Source organism: Vibrio sp. LB10LO1, from assembly GCF_010092875.1.
Classification (GTDB): Bacteria; Pseudomonadota; Gammaproteobacteria; order Enterobacterales; family Vibrionaceae; genus Vibrio; species Vibrio campbellii.
The window spans coordinates 180,732-194,403 of the sequence record NZ_JAADJW010000001.1 but is presented as its reverse complement, the minus strand read 5'-3'; the positions used below and the strand labels follow the sequence as shown (position 1 = coordinate 194,403).

At 45.3% G+C, this 13,672-nt stretch carries 12 protein-coding genes; 9 read left to right on the top strand and 3 right to left on the bottom strand.

What is annotated here, in order from left to right; genetic code table 11:
• Positions 1–49 precede the first annotated feature (49 nt).
• From GXP65_RS00845 to cobA, 6 genes are all read left to right on the top strand, one after another.
• The gene (locus GXP65_RS00845; RefSeq protein WP_080992268.1) at positions 50–1,402 is read left to right on the top strand and encodes a diguanylate cyclase; all 1,353 of its coding nucleotides are present in this window, start codon (positions 50–52) and stop codon (positions 1,400–1,402) included.
• A gap of 71 nt (positions 1,403–1,473) precedes the next feature.
• Positions 1,474–2,955, top strand: coding sequence for a nucleoside hydrolase (locus tag GXP65_RS00840; protein ID WP_162091743.1), 1,482 nt, complete (start codon positions 1,474–1,476; stop codon positions 2,953–2,955).
• 280 nt (positions 2,956–3,235) lie between these two features.
• Entirely contained in the window at positions 3,236–5,800 is a 2,565-nt protein-coding gene (gene nirB / locus GXP65_RS00835) for a nitrite reductase large subunit NirB (protein ID WP_162091742.1), read from the top strand.
• Positions 5,801–5,813: 13 nt separating this feature from the next.
• Complete coding sequence (gene nirD, locus GXP65_RS00830; protein WP_005387969.1) at positions 5,814–6,137, top strand: nitrite reductase small subunit NirD; 324 nt, start codon at positions 5,814–5,816, stop codon at positions 6,135–6,137.
• A 177-nt stretch (positions 6,138–6,314) separates the two neighbouring features.
• Positions 6,315–7,163, top strand: a complete 849-nt coding sequence (locus tag GXP65_RS00825; RefSeq protein ID WP_038891276.1) for a formate/nitrite transporter family protein — start codon at positions 6,315–6,317, stop codon at positions 7,161–7,163.
• A gap of 301 nt (positions 7,164–7,464) precedes the next feature.
• Entirely contained in the window at positions 7,465–8,223 is a 759-nt protein-coding gene (gene cobA / locus GXP65_RS00820; RefSeq protein ID WP_162091741.1) for a uroporphyrinogen-III C-methyltransferase, read from the top strand.
• A gap of 21 nt (positions 8,224–8,244) precedes the next feature.
• Here the strand turns inward: cobA and GXP65_RS00815 are convergent, their stop codons facing one another.
• Positions 8,245–8,685: a DUF4174 domain-containing protein gene (locus GXP65_RS00815; protein WP_005427007.1), complete on the bottom strand. Its 441-nt coding sequence runs from the start codon at positions 8,683–8,685 to the stop codon at positions 8,245–8,247.
• A gap of 120 nt (positions 8,686–8,805) precedes the next feature.
• Here GXP65_RS00815 and GXP65_RS00810 point away from each other — a divergent pair, with 120 nt between their 5' ends.
• Positions 8,806–9,294 (top strand): NYN domain-containing protein, encoded by a 489-nt coding sequence (locus GXP65_RS00810; protein WP_005427009.1) that lies wholly within the window; start codon positions 8,806–8,808, stop codon positions 9,292–9,294.
• Between the two features lie 102 nt (positions 9,295–9,396).
• Here the strand turns inward: GXP65_RS00810 and GXP65_RS00805 are convergent, their stop codons facing one another.
• Positions 9,397–10,728 carry an anaerobic C4-dicarboxylate transporter gene (locus GXP65_RS00805; protein ID WP_162091740.1) on the bottom strand — a complete coding sequence of 444 codons (1,332 nt, stop codon included), beginning with the start codon at positions 10,726–10,728 and terminating at the stop codon, positions 9,397–9,399.
• 465 nt (positions 10,729–11,193) lie between these two features.
• Here GXP65_RS00805 and GXP65_RS00800 point away from each other — a divergent pair, with 465 nt between their 5' ends.
• Positions 11,194–12,810, top strand: coding sequence for a methyl-accepting chemotaxis protein (locus tag GXP65_RS00800; RefSeq protein WP_162091739.1), 1,617 nt, complete (start codon positions 11,194–11,196; stop codon positions 12,808–12,810).
• Positions 12,811–12,868: 58 nt separating this feature from the next.
• On the opposite strand, the gene GXP65_RS00795 is transcribed toward GXP65_RS00800, so the two are convergent.
• Positions 12,869–13,057 carry a DUF2986 domain-containing protein gene (locus tag GXP65_RS00795; RefSeq protein WP_005427046.1) on the bottom strand — a complete coding sequence of 63 codons (189 nt, stop codon included), beginning with the start codon at positions 13,055–13,057 and terminating at the stop codon, positions 12,869–12,871.
• A gap of 72 nt (positions 13,058–13,129) precedes the next feature.
• On the opposite strand from GXP65_RS00795, the gene GXP65_RS00790 reads away from it, so the two are divergent.
• Positions 13,130–13,639, top strand: coding sequence for a GNAT family N-acetyltransferase (locus GXP65_RS00790; protein WP_162091738.1), 510 nt, complete (start codon positions 13,130–13,132; stop codon positions 13,637–13,639).
• Positions 13,640–13,672 lie beyond the last annotated feature (33 nt).

Genomic DNA, 13,672 nt, shown 5'->3' with positions numbered 1-13,672 from the left:
CTCCATTATCTTAGGTTTATCATTTACGCGTTTCCAAAGTGAATGGAACATGCGTATTGAGCATGCCGCGACCATGGCGAAAACCCATTTGTCTTCTCAAGTAACGTTTTTGTCTGGCTCGATAGCTGGTCGCAACTACGCCAACCTGATGATGCCATCGACGAAAGAAAATCTCAGAGCGATCGATGATCTTCTGTTTATTGAGATATCGGGTGTTTCAGATTACAAAACTCAAAATGTAGCAGTGCGCTATTTGTCTGAATCGAACCAAGTGTGGCGAATTGATGTCAGTGATCAAGAAGTTAAGGTCTTAAAAAACCAAAAGGCCAATCTGGTGAAAATGTTGTCGATGACGCCAGATACGGAGGAGATCAAACGTAATAAACTTCAATACCTAATAAACAAAACCAATGTGGATTTAGCGTCACTCTCGGCCAGTCAAACGTTAAACCGGGAGACAGAACTTCCTTGGAATAAAAGTGCTTTGCAGCAATCAGATTTTTATTATGATTCAACTCTTTCTGTATTACATGTCTGCTTGCCTTTAAGAAATATCAATGGTGGGTACATCTGGGCTGTGTTAGATGCGAGCGCATTGGATAACATTAAAGGTTACTTGATAAAAGAGCTGCTTAGTGAGGCGTTAACGGCGACACTGATTTCTATGGTGTTGATTTATATGGTCACAATATGGATTGTGAGTCCGCTTAAGCGTCTTTCTCAATCAATGAAGAAAGACATCGAAAAGATTGACCAATCACATATTCCAGAAATCACACGTTCAGATGAAATTGGTGAACTCGCACGTTCCTATTCAAGTTTAATTACCAAAATCAAAAACCAATTGAGGGTACTTCGTCAGCAAACGGATACGGATACCTTAACAGGGATTGGCTCACGTTATTTATACAAGCGCAGTGCCCCGGTATTCGTGAATGAAACCCTTAGCCACATGAATTATGCCTGCTTTGTGTTGTGCGATATCGATAACTTCAAAAAGTTTAACGATACCTATGGACACACTGAAGGGGACAACGCATTGTGTGATGTCGCTGAAGTCTTTCGTTCTCAGCTAGGTAAAGATCAACCTTCGTTTCGCTTAGGCGGAGAGGAGTTTGCTTTGCTTATCTACGGTAACACTTTAGACGTTTTGAACTCCAAAGTTGAGCACTTGAGACGAGCAGTCGAAACACTTGCCATCCCACATATCAAAAACCTGCCATCTGAAGTTGTGACGATTTCAGTGGGTGCAGTTCCACTTACAAAAGTAACGCCACACCTTGATTTAGAAGCCTGTGAAAAAGCGTTAGAGCAAGCCTTTGAAGTTGCAGATAAGAACTTGTACACAGCAAAAGATAAAGGCCGAAACGTTGTCATTATGGCAGAGCCTATCAGCCTGTAGATTTTAGTTTCATTCCATTTAATTCGTCGGCCGTTCGGCCATTTAAGACCAAAGAAGAGAAAGGAGTCTCGATGCATAACATCGGAGAGGATAAGCATAACTGTCGCCCACAAACACGAGTTTGGGTCGACACAGATATCACGATCGGACATCACGATGGCTTTAAACTTTGTGATGTCGATGATGGATACGCGTTAGGTTTACTATTAAGAAGCCAAGAAGTCGATATCGTCGGAGTAAGCTCGACACTCGGCAATTGTGACGACATTGAAGTGACCACAAGTATTGCGACCACTTTCATTAAGAAGTTTGGACCGACTTACCTCGAAGTGTCGCAAGGGAGTGCCACTTACTTAGACTCTACGAAAGATATTCCCCCAGCCGTCAACGATCTCGCCACTCAACTAGAACAAGAGCCATTAACCATTCTTGCAATTGGCGCACTGACCAACATTGCTTTGCTCATTCGTCACTTCCCAGAACAAGCTAAGAATATTGTAAAGGTAGTGTGTGTCGCGGGTAGACGCAGTACAGAGCAGCACTTTGTTGCCAGCAAACGCCAACCGAGACCATTTCGAGATTTAAACTTTGAAGTCGATCAAGCGGCTTTTCAAGTACTGCTCGATAGCGATATCCCAGTAACACTTGTCCCATTTGAAGCTTGCGCGCAAGTTTGGATTAACTTTAAAGAGCTTCATAAAATGAGCCACGGGAGCAGTCTTAGCCATTTCTTAGAGTCCCATTCCATTGCATGGTGCGCTGAGTGGGAGGTGATCTTTGGTGCGAAAGATGGCTTTATTCCTTTTGATATGGTGGCTGCCGCTTACGTTGTGAATCCTGAATGGTTTATTTCCCGACATTGGAAATCAAAGGTAGGGCTCGCTGAGAGTGATACAGAGAAACACGAAGAGAAAGCATATCTGATCTGTAACGAATCGATAGAGCAGGGGCGAGAGCTCGAATATGTGGTCGAAGTGTCACCGGATGCAGAACCAGAAATGCTCAAGCGTCTTGCAGAACGCGACATTGGTGCTTTCGTGCTTGGCTTATCTCACATCAATGTCATTGTTGATGATGTTGATTTAGCTGCGGATTACTATCAGCGCGTGCTTGGATTTGAGCGTGCAGTCGATGCTCAAAGTCAAAAGATGGATTACCGCAGTGTGAGTATGGCCGAGTTTAACCAAGATGCAGGGTTAGGTGGGCAAGATGTCGTTGTTGATGTGTTATTTGTAAAGCATCCTTACGCATCAGTCTATCTTGAACTGATGAAATATCACACGCCAGTTGGGACAACCGAAATACCACCTCAACCAAAAACCTACGATATAGGTGGCCCACGTCATATTGCCCTCGAAGTCTCAAACTGTAGTGAGGTGTTCCGATACTTGAAAGAGCAAGAGGGCGTAACCATGATTGATGACTCAGATAACTATCACCCAGAAAAATTGGACGGGTTCCCGATCTCGTTTTTCTACTGGATAGACAAATATGGCATTCAATGGGAAATGGAAGAAGGTCGTAGAGTAGGGACATCCCGCGGAATTATTTAACACAAACCTATGAAACCCACTTGAATCTGATTAAAAAGCAAGCGTTTAGTCGTTTGCTTTTTCTTTGTTATGAAGAAATATGACATTTATATTGGGTTGATATTAGTTGGGTTACAGAAATTTTGTTTGAATTACGAAAGTAAAGGTTTAAATGCTGGTTAAAAACTGCTCCTACCCCTTTGGGGTAGTTTGATTCTGTAATTGATTTACATCATGTATTAATTTTCTTTCACATTTAACAATGCGCTCAGTGATAAGAACCTAACCCTTAGGAAGTACAATGAGCAAGTTGAAGCTAGTAGTCATCGGTAACGGCATGGTAGGCCACCGTTACATTGAAGACTTAGTCGAGAAAGCTGATATGTCTAATATGGACATTACGGTTTTCTGTGAAGAACCTCGTGTCGCATACGACCGTGTGCACCTTTCCTCTTACTTTTCTCACCATACTGCAGATGAACTTTCTTTAGTGAAAGAAGGCTTCTACGAGAAACACGGTATTAACATGCTGATCGGTGAACGCGCGATTAACATCAATCGTGAAAACCGCATCGTTTACTCAAGCACAGGTCGCGAAGTTCAATACGACAAGCTGATTCTTGCTACTGGCTCATTCCCATTTGTTCCACCTATCAAAGGTCACGAAAGCAAAGACTGTTTTGTTTACCGCACTATCGAAGATCTTAAAGCGATCGAAGCGTGTGCGAAGAAGAGCAAATCAGGCGTTGTTATCGGTGGTGGTCTGCTAGGTCTTGAAGCAGCAGGCGCATTGAAAGCACTGGGTGTAGAAACGCACGTTGTTGAGTTCGCACCAAAGCTAATGGCCGAGCAACTTGATCTTGCTGGTGGTAACCAACTTCGTCAAAAGATCGAGCGTATGGGCGTGAACGTTCACACCAGCAAAAACACGCTTGAGATTGCGGCAGAAGGCACAAACGCGCGCAATGTCATGCGTTTTGCTGACGGTTCAGAGCTAGAAACAGACTTCATCGTATTCTCTGCAGGTATTCGTCCACAAGACAAACTAGCACGCCAAATGGAGCTAGAAGTGGCACCTCGCGGTGGTGTTGCTATCAACGACCATTGTCAAACTTCTGATGAGAACATCTACGCGATTGGTGAATGTGCGTCTTGGAACGAAATGTTCTACGGCCTTGTTGCTCCTGGCTACAAGATGGCGACAGTTGCTGTTGATCACCTACTAGGTAACACAGAAAGCAAATTCGAAGGCGCTGACATGTCTGCGAAGCTGAAACTTCTTGGCGTGAAAGTAGGCTCTATCGGTGATGCGAACGGTCGTACTGAAGGCTGTAAGAGTTACGTTTACCAAAACGAAGAGCAAGAAGTTTACAAACGTCTTATCGTTTCTGAAGACAACAAGAAACTGCTTGGCGCGGTTATGGTTGGCGATACGTCTGACTACGGCGACCTGCTTCAACTTATGTTGAACGAAATCGACCTACCAGAACACCCAGATGCGTTGATCCTTCCTGCACACGCAGGCGCTGAGAAACCAGCACTAGGTGCAGACGCTCTACCAGAAAGCGCAGTGATCTGTTCATGTTTCGACGTGACAAAAGGCAAGATCGCACAAGCGGTTGCTGATGGTCACCACACATTGGGTGACATCAAAGCAGTGACTGGCGCAGGTACTGGCTGTGGTGGTTGTATTCCTCTAGTGACCTCTATTCTAAATGCTGAGCTTGCTAAATCGGGTATCGAAGTGAAGAACGACGTGTGTGAGCACTTTGCATACTCACGCCAAGAGTTGTTCCACTTAATCCGCATTGAAGAGATCAAAACGTTTGATGAGCTTCTAGAGAAATACGGTAAAGGTTACGGCTGTGAAGTTTGTAAACCATTGGCTGGTTCGATCTTAGCTTCTTGCTGGGGCTTGCACATTCTTAAGCCACAACTGGTTAAGCTGCACGACACGAACGATAACTTCCTAGGCAACATCCAAAAAGACGGTACTTACTCTGTGATCCCACGTATGGCGGGTGGTGAAGTAACGCCTCAAGCTCTGGGGGCGCTAGCGAACGTTGCTGCTGAGTATAACCTATACACCAAAGTCACCGGCGCTCAGCGTATTGGTCTGTTTGGTGCTCAAAAAGACGATCTTCCAGAGATCTGGCGCAAGCTTATCGAGGCTGGTTTCGAAACAGGTCAAGCGTACGCAAAAGCACTTCGTATGGCGAAGACATGTGTGGGCTCAACGTGGTGCCGTTACGGCGTTCAAGATTCTGTTGGTCTAGGTTCTTACATCGAGAACCGTTACAAAGGCATCCGTACTCCTCATAAGATGAAGTTCGGTGTTTCTGGCTGTACTCGTGAGTGTGCGGAAGCACAAGGTAAAGACCTTGGCATTATCGCGACTGACGCGGGTTGGAACATGTACGTATGTGGTAACGGCGGTATGAAACCTCGTCACGCAGACCTACTTGCAAGTGACCTAGATAAAGAAACGCTAATCAAGTACATCGACCGCTTTATGATGTTCTACATCCGTACTGCTGCGCCACTACAACGCACATCAGTTTGGATGGAAAACATGGAAGGTGGCGTTGACTACCTACGCGAAGTGATTGTTAACGACAAGCTTGGCATCAACGCTCAACTAGAAGCTGACGTAGCGAAGCTTGTAGACGAGTACGAGTGTGAGTGGACTGCGACCATCAACGACGAATCACAACTGACTCGTTTCGCGCACTTCATCAACTCTGACAAGCGCGATGACAATGTTGTGTTTGTACAAGAGCGTGAACAGCACCGCCCAGCAACTTTCACGGAAAAACACCCTGAAGCGAAAGGCGACATCCTACACGTAGCGATCACTGAAGCATAAGGGAAGGTTGATTATGTCATTTGAAAAGATTTGCCAAATCAGCGACATCGTACCGGGCACGGGTGTTTGTGCACTGGTTGATGGTCAGCAAGTTGCGGTATTCCGCCCAACACAAGCAGAAGAAGTGTTGGCGATCAGCAACACAGACCCGTTCTTCCAATCAAACGTGCTTTCTCGCGGTTTGATCTGTGAGCACCAAGGCGAGCTTTGGGTGGCAAGCCCACTTAAGAAGCAACGCTTTAACCTGACAACAGGTGCGTGCATGGAAGACGAGCGTTTTAGCGTGAAAGCGTACAAAACGCGCGTAACCAACGGCGAAGTAGAAATTTCTGCATAAGCTTGGTTTCCATTCCCTCCTCTAAGGGGGAGGGAATGAACTGAAATCTAGATTTAATAGGTAAAGGCTTTCCGTGGTTCATCTGCGGGGACAGGGAAGCTAGGTGTTACTCAGCGGCAAGCCTTTCTCTATTCAATCTTTAATTTTTAACTTTCACTTTTGAATAAGGACACATTCATGTCTACTGATTATAAGCCTGCAGAATTCGTTCAAACCATGATCAACGTGGGTGAAGCGAAAACCAACACTAGCACTCGCGATTTGTTACTTCGCGGTACTATGGCGGGTATCATCCTATCGCTAGCGGTTGTTGTTGCTATTACCACTATGGTTCAAACCGGTATTGGCATCGTGGGTGCACTTGTTTTCCCAGTTGGTTTCGTGATTCTAAGTGTGATGGGTTACGACCTAGTAACAGGTGTTTTTGGTCTAGCGCCTCTGGCTAAGTTTGCAAACCGTCCTGGTATCACTTGGGGTCGTATCTTCCGTTGTTGGGGGCTTGTAGGCTTGGGTAACCTTATCGGTTCTCTAATCGTTGCTTACCTTGTGGCTATCTCACTAACAGGTAACTTCTCTCTAGAACTGAACGCAGTAGCGAAGAAATTCATCGCTGTTTCTACCGCACGTAGCCTTGGTTTTGAAAACATGGGTATGGACGGATGGATCACGTGTTTCGTACGCGGCATCTTCTGTAACTTAATGGTGTGTCTAGGCGTTATCGGCAACATGACTGCACGTTCAGTGTCTGGTCGCGTAGCAATGATGTGGTTCCCAATCTTCATCTTCTTCGCACTAGTATTTGAGCACACGGTAGTAAACATGTTCCTATTCCCACTAGGTATGATTCTAGGTGCGGATTTTGGTATCGCGACTTGGTTGAACTTCAACCTTATCCCTACCATCCTAGGTAACATTGTTGGTGGTCTAGTAATGACTTGTATTCCACTGTACCTAACTCACGCAAAAACTGCGCCTTCTATCAACGCTGAAGAAGAAGTAAAAGCACAACCTGCAATGGCTAAGTAATCGAGGTTTATTACCAATATTAGGTAATGAACGAGTCGGGACTCTCTTTGGACTTGAACCGAGAGATTCCCGACTACGCTCCTTCGTCGCTTTCGGGAATGACTCATATAGGAGCAATTCAACAAAGACTGCTCATCTAATGCGATAACGAGCAAAGCGAAAAGCCTGTCATTCCCCCCTAGATGGAGGAACGACAGAGTAGGGAATCTCGTTCCCATCTACGAATAAGCTATTTGGCTATAAAAAGCGCTTCTTTGCCAAGAGTCTCTCTTTATATCTAAATTTTTCGATAGGCGTTGATATGACTACTGCTCACTCATCTTTAAACAGCGGCTTTGTTTCTCTTGTTGGTGCAGGTCCTGGTGATCCTGACTTGCTCACAGTAAAAGGCTTAAAAGCCATTCAAGCGGCTGAAGTTGTTGTGTACGACCGTTTGGTGTCGAAAGACATTCTTGAATTGGCTCATGCATCAGCAGAGATGATCTACGTAGGCAAAAAATTAGACTTTCACTGTGTGCCTCAAGATCAAATCAATCAAATCTTGGTGCAAAAAGCGCAAGAGGGTAAGCGTGTTGTACGTCTGAAGGGCGGCGATTCATTTATCTTTGGCCGTGGTGGTGAAGAGCTAGAAGAATTAGCGGAATTTGGCATCAAATACGAAGTAGTTCCAGGTATCACAGCGGCAGCGGGTGCAACGGCTTACGCCGGTATTCCATTAACACACCGCGACCATGCGCAAAGCGTTCAATTTATCACTGGTCATGTACAAAAAGATGGTCGTGAGATTGAATGGCACTCGCTAGCGCAGTCAAACAACACGCTTGTTTTTTATATGGGTTTGAAGCAAAGCGGTCATATTATGGACAAGCTGATCACACATGGATTAGACCCAGAAATGTCATGCGCAATCATTGAGAATGGCACGCGCCCAGAACAACGAGTGTTCCAAGGTAAGTTGAATGAACTTTCTAGCATGGCAGAGCGAGCAGTGAGTCCTGCACTGATTGTGGTGGGAAGTGTGACACAGCTGCAAAACAAACTGGATTGGTTTGGACGATAACAATGGCCTTTTCGCTTAATACTAAATCGCGCAAGGATTGCGTTTCTGTTGCATCTCTCTTTTCCGCATTGGCATTTCATCGATAAGGTTGTTGATGAATTGCCAATCGGTCTTCGCTCCCCAGCGGTGTTTCTCTTCGCCATCTTTACCCAAAAGAATCGCAGTGTGTTGACCTGCTTTGACTTCGTAGAGAGCGGCCAGCATTTTCAAATCGAACTCTTCTTTTAACCATGAAGGTTCAGTAAAACCGTCCTCAGCAATCACTAAAGTGATCACGTCGCGATCTTCCAATTCACATTCATTCATGAGGGCCTCAAGCAAAAACTGTTTAACGTGGTCGTCATTAGCAGGCGCAAAATACAACACGCTACGATGCGGCCAGTATTGGGCATGCGCTGGATAGCCAAATACCGGGCTCGATATGAGGCATGAAAGCAACAGGGCAATGATTGTCTTACTCATGGCTTCACTCCTAGTAACGCGAATACCAAGTTATACGGTAAGTTTAGTGGAATTAGCTCATTGTGCTTTGGTGCAAAGTGGCATAGGGTATGCGACAAACAAATAAAGCGTATTAAATAGATGAATTCTGAAAGCAAACAAAAGATCGCAATCTTGGTCGATGTACAAAACGTGTACTACACCTGTCGTGAAGCGTACCGCAGCAATTTTGATTACAACCAGTTTTGGTATGTCGCGACACAAGGGAAAGAAGTGGTGAGTGCACGAGCTTATGCAATTGCGAGTAACGATCCTAAGCAACGCCAGTTCCACCATATTTTGCGTGGTGTTGGCTTTGAGGTGATGCTCAAGCCTTACATTCAGCGCCGTGACGGCAGTGCTAAAGGTGACTGGGATGTGGGTATCACGCTAGATGCGATTGAAATTGCCCCTGAAGTGGATGAAGTGATTTTGGTGTCTGGCGACGGTGATTTCAGTCTGTTGGTGGAACGGATTCAGCAACGCTTTAACAAGAAAGTCACAGTGTATGGCGTACCAAAGTTAACTTCCCAAACCTTGATTGATTGCGCGGACAACTTTGTTGCTGTCGATGAGGACTTTCTTCTTTAATCTCTCCTCACGGTATAGCTTCGAGAAAGAAGAAAGGGCGAGTCACTTCAGGCTGTACGCAAACGTACAATGACTCGCCCCATATTCTGTCTAATGAATAGGTTATGACGGAATGATCATTTGCCCTAGCAAGTAACCCAAACAACACGCACCAATCACGCCGATTAAACCCACAGACATGAATGAGTGGTTGAAGTACCACTTGCCAATCTTAGTAGTACCTGAGGTATCGAAGTTCACAGTCGCGATATCTGAAGGGTAGTTTGGAATAAAGAAGTAGCCGTAAACCGCTGGCATCAAGCCGATAAGCAGTGCAGGCTCCAAACCTAAACCTAAACCGACCGGTAACATCATACGAGCTGTCGCTGCTTGAGAGTTCACCACAACAGACACAATGAATAGTGCTAGTGCGAATGTCCAAGGGTAGTTGGTTACCATCTCTACGATGCCTGACTTAAACTGAGGCATTGCGTATTGGAAGTAGGTATCTGACATCCATGCAATACCGAAGATCGCAATCGCTGCCACCATACCTGATTTGAACACCACGCCATTTGGTACGTTGCGAGGATCGGTCTTAGTCGCTAGCAAAATGATACCGCCGAAGCAGAGCATCATCATTTGAATCACAACTGCCATACTGATTGGCTTGGAGCCTTCAGCGATGGTACGGACTTCTGGCCACATCGCGATAACGACAATCACAAGAATCGATAGGATGAACAGCAGAACAGAGTTACGAGCACTAGACGGCAGTACTTCATCCAAAGAGGTTGCCGTTGTGTTTAAGATCTTGTCGCGCCAAACCGGATCTTTCAGACGCTCTTGATACTCTTCATCGTCTTCAAGCTCTTTGCCGCGTTTCAAGCTGTAAAGAGACATCAGCAATGTACCGAACAAGGTCGCAGGCACTGTGACAAGAAGAATCGATAGTAAGGTAATTTCGTGTTGAATGTCAGAAAGCTGCGCTAGGTAGTAAACCACTGCCGCCGAAATCGGTGATGCTGTAATGGCGATTTGAGAGGCAACGGATGCCGCAGCCATCGGACGCTCAGGGCGAATGCCGTTTTTCAGCGCAACGTCGCCAATGATTGGCATGATGGAGTAAACCGCGTGACCAGTGCCAAGTAGGAAGGTCATAAAGTAAGTTACGAACGGTGCAATAAGAGTGACGCGCTTGGGGTTCTTACGTAGTACGCGTTCTGCCACCTGCAACATGTATTTTAAGCCACCTGCGGCTTCAAGAATGGAGGCACAAGTGACCACCGCGAGGATGATCAGCATTACGGTCACTGGCGGAGACGTTGGAGGCATCTTGAAGATGAAAACCTCAATCACCAGGCCAATACCAGAAACGACACCAAGACCAATGCCGCCATACCGTGAGCCGATATACAGCATCACGAGCAAAAATAGAAACTCAAGATACAACATGTTTAAATTCCTTATTAGAAACAGGGACTTCTATTGTTTCGGTATTGAAGGAAAAAATACTTATCCTTGTTCACATTCCATTTTATAAGAAACAGCAATGTCCAATAATTGGGAATAACTCACGCTACGGAGCATAAGTGTTACGCGGCGTTTGTCGCAGTGTTGAACGAATGTTTGTATCCGCGGGTGGTTAAGTTAATTGCGTCCAAAATGGTGCAATAATCGACGTTAACAGGTTGTAATTTGAGTGATGAGTAACAGGTGCGTAAAAACGTAATAAGTGATGGATTTGGCTATATTGGCTGCTTTCATAATAACCGCAACGCATAATAATGTGAGCGCGTAAGCAGGTAAGATACTTCGCGATAACAAATATTAAAAAAATTGATATGCATCAGGATAAGTATCTGGTTGTTTTATAGATTTTGCTTTCCAGTTGGAAAACACAATAAAAATGGCTTAATTATGAAACTTAGTAACCTATCCGTTAGAAACAAGCTGCTTGCGCTTGTTATTTTCTCTGCATTCCTTCTGATTGCGGCTTGCGTATACAACTTAAACGAACAACGTAAAAACTCGTTAAGCGAACGAGAGGGCAAACTTAGTGCACAAGTTGAAGTTGCCATTAGCTTGATTGACCATTACTACCAGCAGCGGAATGAGTTGGGGATTGAGGATGCAAAACAACAAGCGCTGAATGCGATCCAAACATTGCGCTATGACAGCAACAACTACTTCTGGGTACTGACGCCTGAACTCAAAGTCTTGCTTCATCCGACTAAGCCTGATCTCAACGGTGCGGATGCGAGCAACTTTAAAGATGGTGCAGGTAAGTTCCACTGGCGTGAAATGGCTCAGATAGCCAAAACTACGCGTTCAGGCTTTTTGGATTACCACTGGAAAAGCCCAGAAGGAAAATTGAAAGATAAGATCTCCTACGTACAAATCTACCCTGAGTGGCAATGGATCGTTGGTTCAGGCATCCTTGTTGCCGATATTCAAGAAGCCTTTTACAAAGAAGCGGTCAAAGAGGCAATCATCGCTACGGTATTAATTGGTGCGCTAGCGGTTCTCGGTTACATCATTTCAAGTAACATCATCGATCCTCTTCAAAGACTGATCAGCAACACCCACAAAATTGCCGATGGTGATCTCACTGTGCGCCTAAATGCATCTCGTAAAGATGAGCTGGGTGAGATGAGTAACGAGATTGATCGTATGCTAGAAAAGCTACAAGGGACTTTACTCGCGGCCCATGAATCTGCGCAGCAGTCTGCCAATATGGCACAAAGCATTGCACAAGCAAGTGAAGAGGCTGCAACCAGTGTAAACAGTCAGCATGCACAATTAGAGCAACTTTCAACAGCAATGACGGAAATGAGTACCACCATTTCAGATGTCGCCAACAATGCAGAGAATACAGCGCACAGCACGGCACTTGTAACCAACCATGCCGAGCAAAGCGGGAAAGACATGCAGCAAACCTCACAAACCATTGCTGAAGTTTCTCAAGACATCGCCGCTGCGGACCAGATGGTCGCAGAGCTTCAAGCGGGTGTGAATGAAATCCGAGCGGTTGTAAGTGTGATTCGAGAGGTTTCTGAGCAAACAAACTTGCTTGCTCTAAATGCAGCGATTGAAGCAGCACGTGCAGGTGAGCAGGGCCGTGGATTTGCCGTTGTTGCCGATGAGGTACGAAACCTTGCGAGTCGCACACAACAATCGACCGACGAAGTTCAACAGACAATCGATTCACTGATTGAGCGTACGGAGCGTACCGTCAAAGCGATGGAGCGCAGCAATGCAAAAGTGGAGCTGAGTGTCGGCATATCACAATCTACGCAAACGCAATTAGAAACCATGGTTGAGGAGTTGATACGTTCGAATGATATGGTGGCTCAGATTGCCGCAGCGTCAGAGCAGCAAGGCTTAGTGGCGAACGAGATGACACAAAATGTCACGACCATTCACCTAGCGGCAAATGAAGTGAAAGAAGCGTCGCAAATGCTTGCAGAGGAAAGCCAGCACTTAGCGGCAACCTCAGAGATTCTTCATGATCAACTGAGATACTTTAAAGTCTAATTTTTAAGTGCGAAGACAAGTACAAGTAAAAGAAAAGCCGCGTTATGCGGCTTTTCTTTTATGCTTCATCTGTTGCCTGAGTCTCTTCAGCTACTTGTGAAGTTTGCTCATTTGCTTGCTCTTCGGCTTCCATCTTCGCGCGTTCTGCTTTTGAGATGTAGCGAGGCTTGTTGCTCTTATGAAGCTTTGCATTTTGTTTTTTCAACTTCGCTTTTAAGATCGAGTTGATTTTCTTCTTGCGGTTCATGGTGTTGGTCCTTTAATTTAGCGGAGCAGGATAGTGATTTTTCCGTCAAGTTACAACCCTAATGGATTCCCTATGAAAACACTTATTACTGAGCGCCTCACACTGCGTCTTGTCAGTGTAGAAGATGCGCCGTTTATTTTAGAACTCTATAACCAACCGGATTTTTATCGCTTCGTTGGTGACAAACAAATTCGAACCCTAGAAGAAGCTGAGCGTTATATCGAAGACAACATGCTACGCATGCAAGAGCTGAAAGGAGTCAGCTTGCTGGTGGTAGAAACCAAGCACGAACAACAACCCATCGGTATTTGTGGTTTGGTAAAGCGTGACACATTAACCGTGTTTGATATTGGCTACGGTTACTTACCGAGCGCTTATGGTAAAGGCTACGCTGCAGAAGCCGCTCGTGTCGTTGTGGATTTTGCTCGTGACGAAATGAAAATAGAAAACTTGGTCGCCATCACCAATAATGACAATATTCGTAGTATAAGTTTGCTAGAAAAATTGGGGTTTCAGTTTGAACGCGTCGAGCAGACTTACGATAATGGTCGGAATCTGCAACTGTACACCATGAAGTTGTAACCAGATAAGCTTCGATTAAGATGCAGCAATCAA

Coding starts and splice junctions, on each gene's coding strand:
- nirB (WP_162091742.1), top strand. CDS start 3,236: ATGAGCAAGTTGAAGCTAGTAGTCATCGGTAACGGCATGGTAGGCCAC.
- cobA (WP_162091741.1), top strand. CDS start 7,465: ATGACTACTGCTCACTCATCTTTAAACAGCGGCTTTGTTTCTCTTGTT.
- GXP65_RS00805 (WP_162091740.1), bottom strand. CDS start 10,728: ATGTTGTATCTTGAGTTTCTATTTTTGCTCGTGATGCTGTATATCGGC.
- GXP65_RS00800 (WP_162091739.1), top strand. CDS start 11,194: ATGAAACTTAGTAACCTATCCGTTAGAAACAAGCTGCTTGCGCTTGTT.
- GXP65_RS00845 (WP_080992268.1), top strand. CDS start 50: ATGCGTATTGAGCATGCCGCGACCATGGCGAAAACCCATTTGTCTTCT.
- GXP65_RS00795 (WP_005427046.1), bottom strand. CDS start 13,057: ATGAACCGCAAGAAGAAAATCAACTCGATCTTAAAAGCGAAGTTGAAA.
- GXP65_RS00825 (WP_038891276.1), top strand. CDS start 6,315: ATGTCTACTGATTATAAGCCTGCAGAATTCGTTCAAACCATGATCAAC.
- nirD (WP_005387969.1), top strand. CDS start 5,814: ATGTCATTTGAAAAGATTTGCCAAATCAGCGACATCGTACCGGGCACG.
- GXP65_RS00840 (WP_162091743.1), top strand. CDS start 1,474: ATGCATAACATCGGAGAGGATAAGCATAACTGTCGCCCACAAACACGA.
- GXP65_RS00810 (WP_005427009.1), top strand. CDS start 8,806: ATGAATTCTGAAAGCAAACAAAAGATCGCAATCTTGGTCGATGTACAA.
- GXP65_RS00790 (WP_162091738.1), top strand. CDS start 13,130: ATGAAAACACTTATTACTGAGCGCCTCACACTGCGTCTTGTCAGTGTA.
- GXP65_RS00815 (WP_005427007.1), bottom strand. CDS start 8,685: ATGAGTAAGACAATCATTGCCCTGTTGCTTTCATGCCTCATATCGAGC.